We start from the raw sequence: 20113 nt of genomic DNA, 5'->3' as shown, positions 1-20113 counted from the left end.
AGGGGACGTTTTTGTTCCAAGACGCATCCATCCTGTTTCAAATTGCTGGGATAGGAATCATCGTAGCTATGTTCCACAGTATTCTAAAGCAAATGGGAAAAGAAGAAATTGCTCAAGTTGTTACTTTGACAGGGTTCATCATTGTGTTATTCATCGTGTTGCACAGACTTGCTGATTTATTCCAGCAAATCAAATCCGTATTTCTTTACCAGGGATAACCGGTATGGACATCATTCAAATCGTCTCTATAGGTTTAATAGCTACCATGCTCATCATCTTATTGAAAGAGCAAAAGTCTTCTATCGCATTTCTTTTGTTGTTATTTACAGTTTTGTTGATTTTCATTTCCATATTGGATCAAATTAAATATATTTTTTCTCTTCTTCAATATATGGCTGAACAAGCTCATGTCGAATCGATTTATTTTAAAACCATTCTTAAAATCATAGGTATTGCTTACATCACAGAATTTGGTGCTCAGCTCATCCGTGATGCGGGGCTTGGAGCTTTAGCATCAAAGGTTGAATTAGCTGGAAAGTTATTCATATTGATGTTAGCGATACCTATCATAACGGCGTTAATTGAAACGATCTTGGATTTCATACCTGGAGCGGCAGGTTAAGGATTGAGGTATGCCATGAAATTAATGACGTCTATATGTTTTTTATGGATAGGACTCCTTCTCTTTCCGATGGCCATCTCAGCTGCAACTACAAATGAAGAAGTTGAATCGTTAAGAGAACATTTTTCAACAGAAGAATTAGAGAGGAACTACGAGCAATTACACGAACAATACGGAGAGTATATGCCTTCGATTTCTTTCAGTGATATGAGTGACTGGAGCGAAAAAGAAGTCGAACCTTCTGGCTGGATATCAGGAATTCTTCATTTCCTGTTTAATGAACTTCTTTCGAATGGAAAGCTGCTTGGTGCACTATTATTTTTGACGTTGTTCAGTACGCTGCTTCAAGCAATGCAGTCATCTTTTGAGAATACCGTGATTTCCAACATTGCTTATATGGTCGTCTATCTTGTGCTTATTGGTTTGGCTCTAGAAAGCTTTGGACAAGTCATCGAATACACCCTTGGCGCTATAAACCAGATGAGCAGTTTCATGATCGGACTGCTTCCTTTATTACTCGGAATAATGGCATCCTTCAGCCATCTTCTGTCCATATCTTTTTTTCATCCAATTATAATTGCTTTAGTCCAATCCAGCGGCCTATTGGTAAAACATTTATTAATTCCATTATTTGCTTCATCTGCTCTTCTGCTGATTGTCGGCACATTGAATGAGTCGTTCAAAGTAGACCAGCTGGCAGAATTATTACGAAAAACTGGAGTCGCAGTGATGGCGGTATATTTAACTTTGTTCTTAGGTGTAATTTCGGTACAAGGAACAGTCACCGCTGTCCAGGATGGTGTCACGATGAAAACAGCAAGATTTGTTACAGGAAACTTCGTCCCGGTCGTAGGAAGACTATTCACAGATGCCACCGATACAATTTTGGGAGCCTCCCTAATTTTGAAAAATACGCTCGGTCTGGCAGGGGTTGTCATCCTGTTAGGGATCGCCTTATTTCCTGCTTTGAAAATTTTGGCCATAGCGATCATATATAAATTAGCTGCGGCACTTCTGCAGCCATTAGGAGATGGCCCGATCGTGACAGCTATGGATATTGTCAGTCGTCATATGATGTATATATTTGCTGCCTTGCTTATGGTATCAATGATGTTTTTTTTAGTCATAGTCATTATGGTAGCTGCAAGTAATATTACGATGATGGTTCGATAAGGGTGATCATATGCAAGTATTTATCCAGTGGATAACAGAGATTGTATTATTTTTGTTGTTAGCTATGGTTGCAGATGCTCTGCTGCCTTCAGGAGCAATGAGGAAGTATGCAAGATTAGTGATGGCGATTCTTCTCCTGTTAGTTATTTTAGATCCGCTGCTCCAGTTTTTGAAGCTGGATCCGCAGCAAATCATTCAGTCTGTTGAAAGCAGGATGCACACTAGTATTGAAACGGAAGAAATGAGTGGAGAAATCGAAGACAAGAAAAATGAAATATTACGTGGACAAGATGCATATACATTACAGCAAGTGGAAGAAGCAGTCTTAGATCAGCTGCAGAAACCTTTAAAAGCCGATTATGAACTCAGCCTTAATCAAGTGGAATTCAAGTTTCTGGAAGAACCATATTCAATGGAATCACTGGACAAGCTCATATTATTTGTATCCTCGAACAGCGAGGAGGGTGACATAGAAGAAGTAATCATTTCCACCTCAAGTGAGGATACAAATCAAAAATTGACAGTAAGAAATGAAGATCGTGACAGGATATATAAGTATGTCGCGGACCAACTAGATCTAAATCGACAGCAAATTGAAATTCACTGGGAGGAAGGCCATGAGTAAATGGTGGAGTAAACTCGTAAGCCCATTGACTTCAAAAGATGGAAACAGCGTGAACAAACGCAAATATTTTATCATTATCGGAATAATTGGAGTACTCTTCATTTTAATGAGTAATTGGTTTCAGACGCCTGATACAAGCAGCCCGCCTCCTGTGGAAAGCGATTCCGAAACGTTGAGCCAGGAAGTGGAAGAGACCTCCCTTTCTGTTGAGCAGCTGGAATCAGAATTCGAGTCGCAGCTGAAGCCGCTTCTGGAGAATATCCAAGGAGTGAGTGAGGTGGAGTTAATGATCAATTTATCTGCGACGGAGGAAAAAGTGTATGACAAAAACTTGATTATTGGAAAGCAGACAACGAAGGAAACAGATAAGAATGGAGGGGAAAGGGAGATTGAGGACTATTCAAAGGAACAGCAGCTAGTATTAGTCCGACAGGGCGATCAAGAAGTGCCGCTGCTTACGAAAACAAATAAGCCTGAGGTAAGCGGGGTATTCGTCACAGCAAAAGGTGTAGAGCAGATGAAGGTCAAAGAATGGGTCGTTGATGCAGTGTCCAAGGTGCTCGATGTACCCAGTCATAGAGTATCAGTTTTACCTAAATCATAGGGAGGGATTAGATTGGTGAAAAAACAGACAGTATGGCTATTGACGATGTTGAGTTTATTGATTGTGTTAAGTGTGTATTATATGACTTCTCCAGATAATGGGGAGATGGCTTTCATACAAGATGATCAGTGGGAAGAGGGAGAAAACGTTGATGTGAATGGGGAAGGGGAAGGGACTTCAGAAGATGTCGTCACTTCGGATTTTACTGCTGAAGAACTGTTCGCATCGATTCGGTTGGAAACACAAAGCGAAAGAGACCAAAAAACAGAGCAATTATCTGAGATTGTAGCTTCCAGTGAATATTCCGCAGAGGAGAAGAACGAAGCGATGGAAGAAATGGAAACATTGCAGGAAACTTCTTCTAAAGAATCCATTTTAGAAAATACAATCCGAGCAAGCATTCCATATGAGGACGTGCTTGTAAGAGCCGAAGATGAAGTCATTCAAGTTACTGTCAAAGCCGATGAACTTACTAAGGCGGAAACAAGAGAAATCATGCAGATGGTGTCGGATGAATTCGGACAAATGAGAGTGGAAGTGAAGTTCCAACCGAGTAAATAAATAGAAAACCTCCTGTGCAGTGATTCAGGAGGTTTTTTAATTGTTGATAATGTTCTTTAGGGATAGTTGCAGTTAGACGTCATTGTGTCGTAGAATGTTAGAAGGAGTTATTAGTACCAGTCATAAAAGTTAATTTACATAAAGGGGTGCCCTAAGATGTTAAAAGTTCAAGAAATTAGAGAACTAATTAAGTTGATTGATCAATCACAAATTGACGAATTTTCTTACGAAACAAATGGAACTAAAGTATGTATGAAGAAAAGTGGTGGACAGGTCGTCACAGATGCGCCGGCCATTAAGGAAACTGCTAAAAAACCAGAACCAGAACCAGAAGTAAGAGAGACGCCTGAACCTAAACAGGAAACTACAAAGGCGGAAGAGAGTAAAGAAGAGCCTGAAGCAAAAGCTGACTATGATAAAGAAATCACTTCTCCTATGGTGGGGACTTTTTATGAATCACCTTCACCAGAAGAGGGTGCATACGTAAAAGTCGGTGACAGCGTAAAGCAGGATAGTGTTGTCTGTATCGTAGAGGCCATGAAGTTATTTAATGAAATTGAAGCTGAAGTATCCGGTGAAATCGTTGAAATTCTAGTGGATGATGGCGAACTAGTAGAATACGGTCAGCCATTATTCAGAGTGAAAACGTCATAGTTCGGGGGTGGAGTCATGATTAAGAAAGTTCTAGTTGCGAATCGTGGGGAAATTGCGGTTCGAATCATTCGCGCTTGTAAAGAAATGGACATTGAAACGGTTGCGGTATATTCAGAAGCAGATAAAGAAGCTCTCCATGTTCAAATTGCTGACGAAGCTTATTGTGTCGGTCCAACGTTAAGTAAAGACAGTTACTTAAATTACACGAATATCATGAGTCTGGCGACTTTGACAGGAGCAGATGCCATCCATCCAGGTTATGGCTTTTTAGCTGAGAACGCTGAGTTCGCTGAGATGTGTGAAGAGTGTAAAATTACGTTTGTGGGGCCTTCCGCTTATGCTATTCAGAAAATGGGTACGAAAGATGTAGCACGTGAAACGATGCGGGAAGCAGGTGTCCCGGTCGTTCCTGGATCGAAAGGTATTATAAAAGACGTGGAAGAAGGAAAGCGTGTTGCAGAAGAAATAGGCTATCCCGTCATCATTAAAGCGACTGCTGGCGGGGGTGGAAAAGGTATTCGCGTAGCACGTACCGAAGAAGACCTTGAAAAAGGGATACGTGTGACCCAGCAGGAAGCAGAAACTGCTTTTGGAAACCCGGGCGTTTATATTGAAAAATTCATAGAAGATTTCCGTCACGTCGAGATTCAAGTCCTTGCAGATAATCACGGGAATGCGGTGCACTTGGGTGAACGTGACTGCAGTATACAGCGAAGGCTTCAAAAATTAATCGAAGAAACCCCTTCTCCTGCTATCACTCCTGCTATCCGTAAGAAAATGGGAGACGCAGCAGTTAAAGCTGCATTAGCAGTTGATTATTCAGGAGCTGGAACTGTTGAATTCATTTTTGACCAAAATGAACAATCGTTTTATTTTATGGAGATGAATACGAGAATTCAAGTGGAGCACCCTGTGACGGAGATGGTTACTGGGGTTGACTTGATCAAGGAGCAGCTGAATGTAGCTAATGATGAAAAGCTGACATATTCTCAAGAAGAAATAAAGTTTGAGGGTTGGGCGATGGAATGTCGTATTAACGCTGAAGATCCTTTTAAAAACTTCATGCCTTCAGCAGGAACGATAGATATGTATTTAGCCCCTGGCGGCTTTGGGATCCGAGTAGATTCCGCTGCTTATCCAGGCTATATGATCCCGCCATATTACGATTCAATGGTAGCTAAACTGATCACTTACGGAAAAGACCGTGATGAAGCCATTCGTAAAATGCGTCGAGCATTAGATGAGTTCGTTGTGGAAGGAGTCAAAACGACCATTCCGTTCCACCAGCGGATGATGGAACATGAAGTATTTGTTAGTGGCGACTTCAACACAAAATTTCTTGAAAACTATACAATAATGGAAGATTAACAAAATAGGAGTGGTCATTGATGGATGAAAGACAATTGTTGAACGTTACAGAAGGCTCAACGCTTGGTAATGTTGAGATTGCTCCGGAAGTTATTGAAGTTATTGCAGGTATAGCTGTATCAGAAGTTGCGGGGGTCGCCTCAATGCGTGGGAATTTTGCAACAGGTGTAGTGGAGCGGCTAGGTAAAAAAAGTCATGGCAAAGGTGTGAAGGTTGAACTGGATCAAGATGGGATTCTTATAGATGCTTATGTCGTCATGGACTACGGGATCTCAATCCCTGACACAGCACAAAAGATCCAGGATAATACACGCCAGGCTTTAAAAAACATGACTGCACTCGAGATCAAAGAAATTAATGTTCACGTGGTCGGCGTCCAAATGGATCCCAAAGAAGAAGCTGAAATCGAAGAGGAATGAAGATAAGGCCGGTTGGGCTTGCCCTTAACTGGTCTTTTTCTATTGACAGAATAGCAATTCAAAGGCGGAAATGTTATGATTCTTACGGATATGACATTAAAGGAGCAGAATATAGATGAAACGACGATTAGCAAGAGAAAAAGCATTCCAAACCCTTTTTCAAATTGACTCAAGTGACATCAGTACAGAAGAAGCGATGCAGCATGTACTGAATGAGGAAGAAGAAGATGCTTTTTTAAACCAATTAATTGATGGGGTTATAGAACATAAAGATAAGATCGATCCTTGGATTGAAGCGCATTTAGAACATTGGACCTTTGCTCGTTTAGCCAGGGTCGAAAAGACCTTATTAAGAATGGCAGCCTATGAAATTAAGTTCAATGAGGACGTTCCGACGCAGGTTGCGATCAATGAAGCAGTAGAATTAGCTAAAATTTTTGGAGAAGATCAATCAGGAAAATTCATTAATGGCGTGCTATCAAAAATGGTGAAGTAGGAAGGGGAAAACGACTATGTCAGCAGAAGTGATTTATGGAAAGCAGCTTGCCGAAACCATCAGGCAGGAAATGAAAGAGGAGGTTGCCCAGTTAAGTGGACAAGGCATTCATCCGAAACTCGTTGTCATCATCGTTGGAGAAGACCCGGCTTCCCAGTCCTATGTTAAAGGGAAACAGCGGGCTTCCGAAAAAATCGGCATGAATTCCGATTTATTAGAGTTATCTGCGGATACTTCTGAAGAGAAGCTCTTGGAAATTATTAAAGAATTGAATGAGGATAGAAGTGTACACGGAATTCTTGTGCAGCTTCCTTTGCCTGAACAAATCGATGATCAGAAAGTTATTGAAGCGATTGACCCTTCTAAGGATGTCGATGGGTTTCACCCTAGTAATGTAGGACGCTTGATGACTGGGCAAGAAACATTTTATCCTTGTACACCCTATGGAATTTTAGTGATGCTGCAGCGTGCAGATATTTCTCTTGAAGGAAAGCATGTAGTTATTGTAGGACGCAGTAACTTAGTCGGAAAACCTGTAGGACAGCTTCTTTTGAACGAAAATGCAACAGTGACTCATTGCCACTCAAGAACAAAAAATCTAAGAGAGCATACGAAGCAGGCAGATATTCTGATTGTAGCTGCGGGTAAAGCCGGGTTAATTACAGGTGAGGATATATCAGATGGTACCGTAGTCATTGATGTAGGAGTAAACCGAGTCGATGGAAAGTTGACAGGGGACGTGGATTTTGAATCGGCTTCAGAAAAAGCATCACATATTACCCCTGTTCCAAAAGGGGTCGGTCCTATGACTATTACAATGCTGCTTCACAATACGATCAAAGCAGCTAAGTGGATTCACCAAAAATAAGGAGACTTTCTAGTGAATGATCGCTATTTAACCGTTTCGGCACTTACCAAATATATTAAACGCAAACTTTCTCATGACCCTCATTTAAAAGAAGTTTGGTTAAGAGGGGAAATATCGAATTTTAAGCATCATAGCCGGGGGCATATGTACTTGTCTATCAAGGATGATCAATCCCGCATTCAAGCCGTGATGTTCGCAGGTAATAATCGGTCTTTGAAATTCGCTCCTGAAAACGGGATGAATGTTCTTGTGCGTGGTGAGATCAATGTGTACGAACCTATGGGATCTTATCAGCTCTACATCCAAGAGATGGAGCCTGATGGTATAGGAGCCCTTTACTTAGCGTTTGAACAATTGAAAGAAAAGTTAGAGAAAGAGGGATTGTTCGACTTCAGCCGAAAACGGGCGATCCCATCTTATCCTAAACATATCGGTATTATAACCTCCCCCACAGGAGCAGCGATCCGGGATATCTTAACAACGATTAAACGAAGGTATCCGATTGTTAAAGTTTCGATTTTTCCTGTTCTTGTCCAGGGAAAATCAGCGGCTTCTTCTGTGTCCAAAGCCATTGAATACGTCAATCATCATATCGATTGTGATGTCCTTATTGTAGGGAGGGGCGGTGGATCATTAGAGGACCTATGGGGGTTCAACGAAGAAGTCGTGGCACGAGCCATCGCAGGATCTCAAATTCCGGTCATTTCTGCCGTGGGTCATGAAACAGATACAACAATCAGCGATTTCGCTGCGGACTTAAGAGCGGCTACCCCGACTGGAGCAGCAGAGCTTGCCGTACCTTCTCTCGTTGACATTAAGGAGCATATCCAGGGTTTGAAGAGAAGATTGCATCGTACTTTAGAGGTAAAGCAGTCTGAAGCCGAACAGCGCCTTACTCGTCTGAAAAAATCCTACGCTTTTAAATACCCGGAACAGCTGATGCGTCAGAAAGAACAAGACTTGGACCGATTAATCGAGCAGCTTCACAAAAGCGCAGATTCAATAAAAAGCCGTGAAGGTGAGCGATTGAAATACATGATGAACAGACTTCAACAACAACACCCCGCATCACAGATCGAGACCGGCCAAAAGCAAGTCCATGATGTTACGAAGCGGCTGCACACTGAATTTCAATATAAACTTAAATCTAAGCAAGAAGAATTCAGAGCCTCTTTAGAAAAGCTTGCATTACTGAACCCACTAGATACAATGAAGCGTGGCTATGCTATACCGTATCTGGAAACTGGTAAAGTGTTAAAAGACGTTAAGAGCGTACAAAAAGGGGACGAAATCATCGTCAGCATCCATAATGGTTCTTTATACTGCCAAGTAGCTGATGTCAAGGAGGAAAACCGATGAGCGAGGAGAACAAAGAACTGAGCTTTGAGGAAGCGATGAAACAATTGGAAGAAATCGTAGAAAAACTGGAAACCGGCGAGGTTCCTTTAGAAAAAGCGATAGAATATTATCAGGGTGGCATGAAGTTATCGAAGCTTTGTAATGAGAAGTTAGGGAATGTAGAAAAACAAATGCAGCAAATTTTAAATGAACATGGGGAATTTGAGCCTTTCGATGTTCAGGAGGAAGAATAGTGGATTCGCTAATCGAATACTTAGATGGAAAGCGGCAGCTAGTGAATACGCAATTAGTAAATTATGTTACCGCAAATACGTATGAAGGCCGGGTACGGGACGCGATGCTCTACTCGATTGAGGCTGGAGGCAAGCGTCTGCGACCTATCCTTTTATTAGCAACTATAGAAGCTTTCCGCGGAAACCTTTCTAAAGGACTCCCAGTAGCCTGTGCTTTAGAAATGATTCATACTTATTCCCTTATTCATGATGACCTTCCTGCTATGGACAATGATGACGTAAGAAGAGGCCAGCCGACAAATCATAAAAAATTTGACGAAGCAACGGCTATATTAGCTGGAGATGCACTGCTTACCCTTAGCTTCCAAATCATCACGGACTCCAATGATCTTACGAATGATGAAAAAGTATTCATTGTAAAAGAATTATCAAAAGCCAGCGGTCCAAAAGGAATGGTCAATGGACAGATGAAAGATATGCAATATGAAAACCATGATATTCCGCTGCTTGAGCTCGAAGACATACATCGGCAGAAAACTGGCCGTCTATTAAGCTTTGCTGTGTTATCAGGGGCTTATTTAGCTGAAGCTGATGATCAGTCAATGAACAACTTGACAGCGATGGCAGGAGCACTGGGGCTGATATTCCAAATCCAGGATGACATTCTAGATGTGGTAGGCGACTCTCATGCTATCGGCAAGCCTACCGGAAGTGACGAAGGAAACAATAAGAGTACCTATCCCCAGTTATTAGGACTCGAAGGTGCTATTGCACAGAAAGATAGGTATGTTGAGGCTGCTAAAAATGCATTACACGAATCTGGGATTAATGGCACCACTTTATCTGAATTGATTGACTATTTAAGCAGCCGCGACAGATAAGGTTGGTTCAGCGTTTTTTAATTGAGGATGTCAGATGGATGTGATATATTATATATACAAAAGGAATGGTGCAGTATCCTAGTCGGCCCTCCGTTCCCGAAGGCGGGCCTAAAAATCCGCCAAAGGGCACATCGATGAAGTTCCTTGTGTCGGCTTGAGGCGCCCAGCCTTGGGTCGATGCTGGGAGTTAAGGTCGCAGGGCGATCCACAAAGGCATGTGGGCGTTGACCCTGCTTCCGCGGAGGCCCATTCTTGTGAGAGTATCTCAGCCAGAGACTCTTATGAAATGGGGTATGAACCTACTTTTATATGGAGTAACATCTATATAAGTAGCGTAGCCTGCCTTGAGTGGTTCTTGAGGGGATTATAGCCATGGACCATTCATGACTTCCGATGGCCACTGAAGTGTGAATGTTGTCGCTGTATGAAATCAGAACTGCAAAAGAGGCTAAGGAACGGTTAAAGGCTGTCGGGGAAATCCCCTAGGCTGTTCCATGGACGGGGATCAGGAATTATAGTGCGGACTAAGTGGTAATCTAGTCCAGCATTTGGAAACGAAGCTGATTCGGTTTTAAAGGGGAACCGCCAGAGTGGTGACACTCGGTAACCGAATGGGAAAACCTACTAGACCTAAGCCGTAATTTTTACCTGATCCGCGACCATTCCTTTTTACATAAGTCTTTTATATACGAGGGTTGAAATGGACAATAAATTAAAAAAATCATTAAAATTTAGTGTTAGTATCGCCGTTATCACTTTTGTGCTAGCGGCTATTTTTTCAGTTATATCAAACTCTGTTATGAGCGGAGTAGTATGGGGAATAGGTTTAGTCATTGTCTTAATCATCATAATAATCGGGGTAGTGTTTGATATGCTGGGAATAGCAGCAACAGCAGCCTCAGAACCTCCCTTCCATGCCATGGCCGCTGAAAAAATCCCCGGAGCAAAACAGGCCATTATTATCGTTAGAAATGCTGACCGATTTGCAAGTTTTTGTAATGATGTAATAGGGGATATTTCAGGTATAGTGAGCGGAACGGCTTCCGCTGTAGTAGTTATACAAATAGCAAATGATCTTGGACATTCTGATGGATCGAGTGTTCAAATTACATTATCTGTATTATTAACAAGTGTCGTTGCTGCATTGACTGTAGGAGGTAAAGCCGTAGGGAAGTACATGGCTGTTCATTCTTCTACTAAAGTCATCTTTTTTGCCGCACGGGTGATTGCGTGGATTGAAGCAAATTTAAAAATAAGAATTCTTTCCGCCGCTACAAAAAACACTCGAAAATCAAGATAACTATAAGGGGGTCCATTTATGGATCTGTACAAGATTAAAGACCCGTCATTTTTGAAGGCTCTATCGATTGAACAACTTAAAGACCTATCATCAGATGTCAGGAAATTCCTTATCGAAAATTTATCTTCTACAGGGGGACATTTAGGAGCGAATTTAGGGGTTGTAGAACTTTCCCTTGCTTTGCATTACGTATATGAAAGCCCTAAAGACAGGTTCCTTTTCGATGTTGGCCATCAATCATATATCCATAAAATTTTAACGGGGAGAGCAGAGAAGTTCGACACGCTAAGAAAATACGAAGGCTTATGCGGCTTTCCCAAGCGTAACGAAAGTGAGCACGATGTGTGGGAAACCGGTCATAGCTCAACGTCTTTGTCCGCTGCCATGGGTATGGCGATTGCCAGGGATCTAAAAGGTGAATCGCATTCCATTCTTCCTATTATAGGGGATGGCGCTCTGACAGGTGGAATGGCTCTGGAAGCCCTCAACCATATCGGGGATGAGAAAAAGAATGTAACCGTTATCTTAAATGATAACGAAATGTCGATCGCTAAAAACGTGGGAGCACTTAACACAGCGCTCGGCCGTATGAGGAGCGCTGGAAAATATAATCGTGCAAAAGACGATTTGGAATGGCTTCTCAAAAGAATTCCTGCTGTTGGTGGAAAACTGGCTCAAGCAGCCGAGAGACTTAAAGACAGTATGAAGTATTTTGTGGTTCCCGGCATGTTTTTTGAAGAGCTGGGTTTTACTTACTACGGTCCTGTTGACGGACATGACTACCATGACCTTCTTGAAAACCTCCAGTATGCGAAAAAAACGGAAGGCCCGGTGATCATACACGTCATAACTCAAAAAGGGAAAGGTTATCACCCTGCAGAAACTGATCAGAAAGATAAGTGGCATGGAGTGGGCCCTTATAAAATTGAATCAGGTGAAAAAATCAAAGCGTCAGGAGCTCCGCCAGCGTGGAGTGAAGTTATCAGTGATACTCTTATAAAGGAAGCACGCACCGATAAACGTATTGTAGCCGTGACTCCTGCCATGGTGCTTGGATCAAAACTTGAAAAATTCCAGGCGGAGTTTCCAGATCGATTATTCGACGTAGGTATTGCTGAACAGCATGCCACAACGCTATCAGCCGGGTTGGCAACGCAAGGCATGAAGCCGTTTTTGGCAATTTATTCGACTTTTCTGCAGCGCGGATATGATCAAGTGATTCATGACGTAGCAAGGCAGAACTTGAATGTCATTTTCGGTATTGATCGCGCCGGTCTCGTCGGAGCAGATGGAGAAACTCATCAGGGTGTATTTGATATAGCATTCCTGCGCTCAGTTCCTAATATAGTGCTGATGATGCCCAAAGACGAAAATGAAGGCCAGAACATGGTACACACTGCGGTGAAATATAACGATGGTCCAATAGGTATCCGTTATCCGAGAGGGAATGGAAGCGGTGTGGAAATGGATGAAAATCCAACTGCCCTTCCAATCGGCAGCTGGGAAGTTCTAAAAGAAGGGTCTGACGCTGTGTTACTTACATTCGGTACTACGATACCAATGGCTTTAGCAGCAAGAGAACGTCTTCTAAAGGACGGCATTTCCGTTCGTGTTATAAATGCGCGCTTTATCAAACCGATGGACGAGCCGATGCTTCACGATATTATGGGTGAGGAATTGCCAATTGTTACTATAGAAGAAGCAGTTCTTCTGGGCGGCTTCGGGTCGAGCGTACTGGAATTTAAAGAAGAACACAATTATGATTCATGGATCAAGCGGCTCGGTGTGCCCGATCGTTTTATAGAACACGGAAGTGTAAGTAAGCTGTGGGAAGAAATCGGGTTGACGGAAGATAATATTATAAATGAAGTCAAAGGTATGAAAATGACTAAAAAGCGAAGGGCTTAAAAAGATGAGTAAAAAAGTAAGGCTAGATGTGCTCCTCGTTGAAAGAGGATTGTTTGAAACTAGAGAAAAAGCGAAACGAACAATTATGGCCGGTCTTGTTTTTCATGAGCAGGAGCGGATGGATAAACCCGGTTTAAAGGTGGACGAAGAAATCCAGTTGACCGTTAAAGGGAAAGCCATCCCCTATGTTAGTCGCGGCGGCTTAAAATTGGAAAAAGCTTTAAAAACGTTTTTTCTTGATATTGATGGCAAAATTATGATTGATGTAGGCTCATCCACAGGAGGATTCACAGATTGTGCTCTGCAAAATGGAGTGGCATTAAGTTATGCTGTTGATGTAGGATACAACCAACTGGATTGGAAGCTTAGAAACCATGCACAGGTTGTAGTTATGGAACGAACAAACTTCCGATATATGACAGAAGAAGACTTAGAATACGGACGGCCTGATTTCGCATCAATCGATGTTTCCTTTATATCGCTGCGTATTATTCTGCCTGTTTTGGCCACATTACTTAAGAAAGACAGTGATGTCGTTGCTCTAATAAAGCCTCAATTTGAGGCGGGTAGAGAGCAAGTCGGAAAAAAAGGGATCATAAAAGATCCAAAAATCCACAAACAAGTAGTTGATACGATTTTATCATTTGCTATGAAGCACGGATATTCCGTACACGGCTTGACGTTTTCCCCTATTACAGGCGGTGATGGCAATATTGAATTTCTTGCTCATTTTCATTACGAAGGTGGGGAAGGGAAGTTCATATCGGATACTGACAGCTATTCAGTAGTGGAAGAAGCGCACAAGAACCATAAAAAGGCAACATAACTTTCGGAAGGAGGCTAGTGGACATTAGCCTCCTTCTTCAAGAGAATAAAAAAGAAGCAGGAGTGTGATCATGAATAAAGGTCAGCGTCATATTAAAATTCGTGAGTTAATTACGAATGATGATATTGAAACACAAGATGAGTTAGTAGATCGGCTCAAAGGAATGGGGTATAACGTTACTCAAGCTACGGTATCTAGAGACATCAAAGAGCTTCATCTCGTGAAAGTACCGATGATGGATGGTCGGTATAAATATAGTCTGCCTGCGGATCAACGATTCAATCCGCTTGAAAAATTAAAGAGGCTTATGATGGATGCTTTCGTCAGTATAGATAGGGCCGGTCATTTTATTATTCTGAAAACTCTTCCTGGTAATGCGAACGCTGTAGGAGCACTTATCGATAATCTAGAGTGGGAAGAAATCATGGGGACTATATGCGGAGACGACACATGCCTGATCATTTGCCGAAGCCAGGAACAAACAGAAGATATCAGTGAACAGCTACTAAATATGCTATAAATTGAGGTGACTCACTTCATGCTTACAGAATTATCTATCAAAGATTTTGCTATTATTGATAAAGTTACCATCACCTTCAAAGAAGGTCTGACGGTTTTGACGGGTGAAACAGGTGCTGGTAAATCCATCATTATCGATGCTATACAACTGCTCTCAGGCTCTCGAGGCTCTGTTGAATTTGTCAGGCATGGGACAAAGAAAGCAGATATTGAGGGTTTATTCACTGTGGAGAATTCACACCCAGTTTTCAGCAAGGCCGAGGAGTTTGGCATAGACATCAGCGAGGATGGTATGGTTGTCCTGCAGCGAACCATTACAAACCAGGGGAAAAGCATTTGCCGTGTGAATGGGAAGCTCGTCACGCTAGCGATTTTAAAGGAGTTTGGACGTTCCCTTATCGATATTCACAGTCAGCATGAAACTCAATCTCTTATGGATCCTGAACGGCATATAGAACTTCTTGATTTGTATGCTCACCGGAAGTTAAAGGATACTAAAGATGAATATACAAAACAGTACGAGCAGCTGCTTACGTTAAAAAAACGTTATAATGAACTAAACGAAAATGAACAAGAGATGGCACAAAGGCTCGACTTGCTTGAATTCCAACTGCGCGAATTACAAGAAGCTGAACTTATGCCTAATGAAGATGAAGAGCTATCCGAAGAAAGAAAAAAGCTGATGAATTTTGAAAAAGTCTATCAGGGAATTCATGATGCCTATAATTCATTATACGGAGAACAAAGAGGCTTGGATTGGCTCAGCCACGCTATGTCTTCTTTAGAAAGTGCAGCAGGTTACGACGAACAGACTTCTAAATTGTCAGAGGAACTCAATAATCATTATTACATGGTTGAAGAAATCAGTTTTCAATTAAGTTCCCAGTTAACTGAAATGGAATTTGACCCTGAAAGACTGAATTTCATTGAATCCAGATTAGATGAGCTAAACAGATTGAAGAAAAAATATGGGCAGACCGTGGAACGTATGATGGAATACGCTTCTGAAATCGAAGAAGAGATTGATGAGATAAAGAATAAGGATTCTCATTTAAATCGGCTTGAGACGCAAATGAAGGATGCCGGAGCTGATGCTGTTCTCGAGGCTAAACATCTGCATGAAATACGAGCGAAGGCCGCTGTACAGCTGTCAGAATCGATCCATGAAGAACTTAAGGATTTATATTTAGAAAAAGCTGCTTTTGATGTCGGCTTTTCTTATAAAGAAGGCAATAGTTCAGATCCAGAACTGGACGGACAGCCGATTCGTTTGAATAAGCGTGGAATGGACTTTATTACATTTTTAATTACGACTAATCCTGGTGAACCTTTGAAGGAAATACATAAAACGGCGTCTGGTGGAGAATTATCAAGGATTATGCTAGCTTTAAAACGTATTTTTTCAAAACACCAGGGAGTGACGAGCGTTATTTTTGATGAAGTCGATACGGGAGTAAGTGGGAGGGTCGCACAAGCAATAGGAGAAAAGATTCATGGTATTTCAGAAGGCTCACAAGTTCTTTGTATTTCTCATTTACCTCAAGTAGCGGCCATGGCTGATACTCATATCCGAATCGAAAAAGAAGTTAAAAACGATCGTACATCCACTTTGGTCTATGAGCTTTCTGAAGAAGACAAAGCTGATGAGATATCAAGGATGATATCAGGTGCAGAGATGACGGCAACAACGATAGAACACGCAAGAGAGCTTCTTACTTTAGCTGAAAAACACAAACAAAAATAACGAAAAAGACGCATGGAGCATCCATGCGTCTTTATTTTGGAGAATGTTTCATGAGAAGGGAATCCATCCTATATTTTCTGTCATTATGCTCGTTTAAAAAATGCGATTGAAGCCCACATTATAAGTAAGCCAATTGTTTGGTTCAGGAGTGAAAAGGAGTGTGAGAAAGTGAAGAAAAAAGAAAAAATGAAGTTGATCTGTGGCTCCGTACTCCTAATGATGATGCTTGTTATTCCTTTAATTAATCCACTTCAAGAGTATATATCTATACCGACAGAGTTAAGAATAAATGCTTCTCAGCCTGTTACTGCAAGTGCCGGTGAACAATCGCTTCCGGCACTCTCGATGGATAAAATTACTGAAGGTGACAATGTTTTTCATGAATATGCTGGAATCCCGGTGAAAAAGACGGAAATGCAGCATGTCAAGGATATCCGGTTAGTACCGGGAGGACAGTCTGTAGGAGTTGAATTGCAGACGAAAGGCGTTTTAGTCGTCGGTCACCATCTTGTTAGTGAAGATAAAAACAAACAGACATCACCAGGAGAATATGCCGATATTCAAGTAGGAGATATTCTGCTGAAAGGAAATGGCAAAGAACTTAACCATATGGAGGATTTGTCCACAGTAGTGGCAGAGTCTGGTGAAAATGATAAAGAAATAAAGTTTGATGTAAAAAGAGGGGAAGAAACATTTCAAGCGACAATAAAGCCCGAGGTCAATCCTAAAGAGGATAAATACCAAATCGGTTTATATGTTCGTGATTCCGCTGCAGGTATTGGAACAATGACCTTTTATGATCCTGAAACTAAAAAATATGGAGCTTTAGGTCACGTCATAGCGGACATGGATACGAAAAAACCGATTGAAATCCATGAAGGGACAATTGTTAATTCTCGAGTCACTTCTATACAAAAAGGAAACCAGGGTGTCCCAGGAGAAAAAAGAGCGGAATTCTCTTTAACGGATGATCGAATGGGTACAATTACAAAAAATAGTTCTTTTGGAGTCTTTGGAGAGCTGGAACAAGCGATTAAAAACGACAAATACTCAGAAGGATTACCTATTGCCTTAGATGAGGAAATAAAAGAAGGACCTGCAGAGATCATGACGGTGTTAAATGGAGAAGATCTTCAATCATTCGACGTTGAAATTGTTCGTAATATGCCTAAAGATTCGCCTGTAACCAAAGGGATGATCGTGAAAATAACTGATCCGGAGCTTTTGGATAAAACCGGAGGAATTGTTCAAGGTATGAGCGGAAGTCCTATTATTCAAGATGGTAAAATCATTGGAGCTGTCACTCACGTATTTGTAAATGATCCTACCTCGGGTTATGGAGTCCATATTGAATGGATGCTGGAAGAAGCAGGAATCAATATTTACGAAGAAGATCATGCCAAAGCAAGCTGAATAAATGAAGAGCCTCTAATTAAGAGGCTCTTATTTCATTAATTTCGACAAAATTCGACAACTTTAATCGTGATAATGTTGAATATTATCGAATTATAAAGAAAATAAGAGTATATAGAAGCATTTTCAAGATAATCTTATTTTTTATAAATAAATTTGCTATAATAAAGAAGGGTAATACTTCCTGATGTCGAATTAGTATATTAAGAAAGATCAGGATTATTTTGTAAGGAGGAAGGGTTAAATGGATAAAATAAAAGTGTGTTTAGCAGACGACAACCGTGAACTAATTAGACTTCTGGAGGATTATTTTTCAGATACTCAAGATATTGAAGTGATAGGTACGGCTTTTAATGGAAGAGACTGTTTGGAAATGCTGAAAGAGAACAAGCCTGACGTCCTTATTCTAGATATTATCATGCCTCATGTAGATGGACTAGCTGTTCTGCAAGAACTAAAAAGCGGGGGGAAATCTCCTGAAGTGATTATGCTGACAGCTTTCGGACAAGAAGAAGTGACGAAAAAAGCTGTAGAACTAGGTGCTGCTTATTTCATGATGAAGCCTTTTGATCTAGATCATCTTAGTGAACAGGTTCGTCAGATCAAACATGTAGGAGACCCTATCAACCGAGCTATGGGAAGCAGTTACACTAAAGCCAAGAAACCTGATTTAGATACAAGCATAACTCACATCATCCATGAAGTAGGAGTGCCAGCTCACATCAAGGGGTATCTTTATTTAAGAGAAGCGATTACTATGGTTTACACGGATATTGACCTGCTTGGCTCTATTACAAAAGTCCTTTACCCAGATATTGCAGTCAAATTTAATACTACAGCTTCACGAGTAGAGCGCGCGATTCGTCATGCTATTGAAGTAGCCTGGAACCGTGGGAATATTGACGCCATTTCCTCCTTGTTCGGATATACAATTTCTTCCACAAAAGCTAAACCGACAAACAGTGAATTTATTGCGATGGTCGCCGATCGCTTAAGATTAGAGCACAAAGCATCTTAATGAAGTCCTCCTCTTTACCAGAGGAGGATTTTTTTATTTCATCTTGTTGTGAGATTATGATACAATTCTTAATTATTAGACACTTTAGTTCATAATAACAGGGAGTTGTACAAATGAAAGTAGTAAAATTCGGCGGAAGTTCAGTAGCCGATGCCAATCAACTAAAAAAAGTAACAGAAATCATTAGAGCGGATCGAGAAAGAAAAGCTATTGTCGTATCCGCCCCAGGGAAAAGGCATGCAAAAGACACAAAAACGACAGATCTGTTAATTACTCTTGGGGAATCTGTCCAGGCACATGTGCAGAACGAAGCGATTTATGATCAGGTTATCGAGAGATTTGGCTCAATCATAAGGGAATTGGAATTAGATCATTCTATTCTAGAAAAAATCAAAAATAAAATTGATGAAGCGTCAGATTTAGTGAAAACTGATGTCAACCGCGGTATGGATGCTTTGAAATCTTGCGGTGAAGATGGAACTGCGTTAATTTTGAGTGCATATTTACAGTCAAGGGAACTGGAATCTTATTATGTAAACCCAAAGGAAGCCGGCATTTTTGTCAGTGACCAGCCGGGCGGAGCATTAGTATTGGACGAAAGCTTCGAACATTTATATAAATTAAGGGAAAGAGAAGGTGTGCTTGTCATTCCGGGATTCTTTGGATATACACTAGATGATGAGTTGGTCACGTTTTCCCGCGGCGGTTCAGATATTACCGGCTCTATTGTAGCGGCAGGAATGAAGGTCGACCTATATGAGAACTTTACAGATGTCGATTCTGTATTTTGTGTGAACCCGATGATCGTAGAGAACCCGCAGCAGCTTAAAACACTGACTTACCGGGAAATGCGTGAACTTTCTTATGCTGGTTTTTCTGTGTTCCATGACGAAGCCCTCATTCCGGCATTTAAAGAGAAAATTCCTGTTTGTATCAAAAATACAAATAACCCGAGCGGCGACGGTACTATGATCGTAGCAGACTTGCCGGAGAGAGAAGGCCATGTGGCAGGTATAGCGAGCGACTCCGGATTCTTGAATCTATATGTCAGTAAATACTTAATGAACCGTGAAGTAGGCTTTGGTCGCAAATTGCTGCAAATTCTCGAAGAAGAAGAAATTTCTTTCGAACATGCGCCTTCTGGAATTGATGATATGTCCGTTATTATTAGAGATCATCAGCTGCCTGCTGAAAAAGAAGAAGTAGTGAAAGATCGCATACAAAATGAGCTTCATGTCGATATGATTACGATAGAGAGAGACATGGCGATGATTATGATTGTGGGCGAGGGAATGAACGAGGCTATTGGCGTTGCCAGTAAGGCGACTACAGCATTTAGAGATGCTGATGTGAACATCGATATGATCAACCAGGGGTCTTCGGAAGTATCCATGATGTTCGGTATCAAATCAGATGATCTGAATGAAGCCGTACGTTCCTTATATAAAGCTTTTTTCTGAAATAAAAGCTTTACTCTATCACCTTAGAACTTAACTGCGCTAGAGACCGACTGTATAAGCTA

At 41.3% G+C, this 20113-nt stretch carries 22 protein-coding genes; all 22 read left to right on the top strand.

The window, feature by feature from the left end; all coding sequences use genetic code 11:
* Nucleotides 1-11: 11 nt before the first annotated feature.
* The 22 genes from spoIIIAC to LF817_RS16635 all read left to right on the top strand — a co-directional run bounded on the left by spoIIIAC (nt 12) and on the right by LF817_RS16635 (nt 20051).
* Complete coding sequence (spoIIIAC, locus tag LF817_RS16740; RefSeq protein WP_253922296.1) at nt 12-218, top strand: stage III sporulation protein AC; 207 nt, start codon at nt 12-14, stop codon at nt 216-218.
* A gap of 5 nt (nt 219-223) precedes the next feature.
* Nucleotides 224-622, top strand: a complete 399-nt coding sequence (gene spoIIIAD / locus LF817_RS16735; RefSeq protein WP_253936958.1) for a stage III sporulation protein AD — start codon at nt 224-226, stop codon at nt 620-622.
* Nucleotides 623-637: 15 nt separating this feature from the next.
* On the top strand, nt 638-1795 hold the full coding sequence (gene spoIIIAE / locus LF817_RS16730; protein ID WP_253936957.1) for a stage III sporulation protein AE: 1158 nt from the start codon (nt 638-640) through the stop codon (nt 1793-1795).
* Nucleotides 1796-1805: 10 nt separating this feature from the next.
* Nucleotides 1806-2420: a stage III sporulation protein AF gene (gene spoIIIAF / locus LF817_RS16725; RefSeq protein ID WP_253936956.1), complete on the top strand. Its 615-nt coding sequence runs from the start codon at nt 1806-1808 to the stop codon at nt 2418-2420.
* Entirely contained in the window at nt 2413-3024 is a 612-nt protein-coding gene (gene spoIIIAG, locus LF817_RS16720; RefSeq protein ID WP_253936955.1) for a stage III sporulation protein AG, read from the top strand. The genes spoIIIAF and spoIIIAG overlap by 8 nt, the downstream gene beginning before the upstream one ends.
* Before the next feature lie 15 nt (nt 3025-3039).
* Nucleotides 3040-3585, top strand: coding sequence for a SpoIIIAH-like family protein (locus LF817_RS16715; RefSeq protein WP_371925084.1), 546 nt, complete (start codon nt 3040-3042; stop codon nt 3583-3585).
* 156 nt (nt 3586-3741) lie between these two features.
* Nucleotides 3742-4239: an acetyl-CoA carboxylase biotin carboxyl carrier protein gene (gene accB, locus LF817_RS16710; RefSeq protein WP_253936953.1), complete on the top strand. Its 498-nt coding sequence runs from the start codon at nt 3742-3744 to the stop codon at nt 4237-4239.
* 15 nt (nt 4240-4254) lie between these two features.
* Nucleotides 4255-5607, top strand: coding sequence for an acetyl-CoA carboxylase biotin carboxylase subunit (gene accC / locus LF817_RS16705; protein WP_253936952.1), 1353 nt, complete (start codon nt 4255-4257; stop codon nt 5605-5607).
* Nucleotides 5608-5627: 20 nt separating this feature from the next.
* A complete protein-coding gene (locus LF817_RS16700) occupies nt 5628-6026 on the top strand; it encodes an Asp23/Gls24 family envelope stress response protein (protein ID WP_253936951.1) in 399 nt (132 codons plus the stop codon).
* Nucleotides 6027-6141: 115 nt separating this feature from the next.
* Nucleotides 6142-6522, top strand: a complete 381-nt coding sequence (nusB, locus tag LF817_RS16695) for a transcription antitermination factor NusB (protein WP_253936950.1) — start codon at nt 6142-6144, stop codon at nt 6520-6522.
* 16 nt (nt 6523-6538) lie between these two features.
* On the top strand, nt 6539-7390 hold the full coding sequence (folD, locus tag LF817_RS16690) for a bifunctional methylenetetrahydrofolate dehydrogenase/methenyltetrahydrofolate cyclohydrolase FolD (RefSeq protein WP_253936949.1): 852 nt from the start codon (nt 6539-6541) through the stop codon (nt 7388-7390).
* 12 nt (nt 7391-7402) lie between these two features.
* Nucleotides 7403-8749, top strand: coding sequence for an exodeoxyribonuclease VII large subunit (gene xseA / locus LF817_RS16685; protein ID WP_253936948.1), 1347 nt, complete (start codon nt 7403-7405; stop codon nt 8747-8749).
* Entirely contained in the window at nt 8746-8982 is a 237-nt protein-coding gene (locus tag LF817_RS16680; protein ID WP_253936947.1) for an exodeoxyribonuclease VII small subunit, read from the top strand. The genes xseA and LF817_RS16680 overlap by 4 nt, the downstream gene beginning before the upstream one ends.
* Entirely contained in the window at nt 8982-9863 is an 882-nt protein-coding gene (locus tag LF817_RS16675) for a polyprenyl synthetase family protein (protein ID WP_253936946.1), read from the top strand. The genes LF817_RS16680 and LF817_RS16675 overlap by 1 nt, the downstream gene beginning before the upstream one ends.
* A gap of 700 nt (nt 9864-10563) precedes the next feature.
* The gene (locus tag LF817_RS16670; protein ID WP_253936945.1) at nt 10564-11163 is read left to right on the top strand and encodes a hypothetical protein; all 600 of its coding nucleotides are present in this window, start codon (nt 10564-10566) and stop codon (nt 11161-11163) included.
* Between the two features lie 18 nt (nt 11164-11181).
* Nucleotides 11182-13071 (top strand): 1-deoxy-D-xylulose-5-phosphate synthase, encoded by a 1890-nt coding sequence (dxs, locus tag LF817_RS16665; protein ID WP_253936944.1) that lies wholly within the window; start codon nt 11182-11184, stop codon nt 13069-13071.
* A 4-nt stretch (nt 13072-13075) separates the two neighbouring features.
* Nucleotides 13076-13897: a TlyA family RNA methyltransferase gene (locus tag LF817_RS16660; RefSeq protein ID WP_253936943.1), complete on the top strand. Its 822-nt coding sequence runs from the start codon at nt 13076-13078 to the stop codon at nt 13895-13897.
* 70 nt (nt 13898-13967) lie between these two features.
* Complete coding sequence (gene ahrC, locus LF817_RS16655) at nt 13968-14417, top strand: transcriptional regulator AhrC/ArgR (protein ID WP_188375744.1); 450 nt, start codon at nt 13968-13970, stop codon at nt 14415-14417.
* An 18-nt stretch (nt 14418-14435) separates the two neighbouring features.
* Nucleotides 14436-16160 carry a DNA repair protein RecN gene (gene recN, locus LF817_RS16650; RefSeq protein WP_253936942.1) on the top strand — a complete coding sequence of 575 codons (1725 nt, stop codon included), beginning with the start codon at nt 14436-14438 and terminating at the stop codon, nt 16158-16160.
* Between the two features lie 168 nt (nt 16161-16328).
* A complete protein-coding gene (gene spoIVB, locus LF817_RS16645; RefSeq protein ID WP_371925083.1) occupies nt 16329-17573 on the top strand; it encodes a SpoIVB peptidase in 1245 nt (414 codons plus the stop codon).
* A gap of 244 nt (nt 17574-17817) precedes the next feature.
* Complete coding sequence (gene spo0A / locus LF817_RS16640; protein WP_253936941.1) at nt 17818-18591, top strand: sporulation transcription factor Spo0A; 774 nt, start codon at nt 17818-17820, stop codon at nt 18589-18591.
* A gap of 113 nt (nt 18592-18704) precedes the next feature.
* Entirely contained in the window at nt 18705-20051 is a 1347-nt protein-coding gene (locus tag LF817_RS16635; protein ID WP_253936940.1) for an aspartate kinase, read from the top strand.
* Nucleotides 20052-20113: the final 62 nt, after the last annotated feature.

The organism is Halobacillus sp. A1, assembly GCF_024189295.1.
Lineage (GTDB): Bacteria > Bacillota > Bacilli > Bacillales > Halobacillaceae > Halobacillus_A.
Note: the sequence above shows the minus strand (reverse complement) of the source record. Positions and strands in the feature narration are given on the sequence as shown.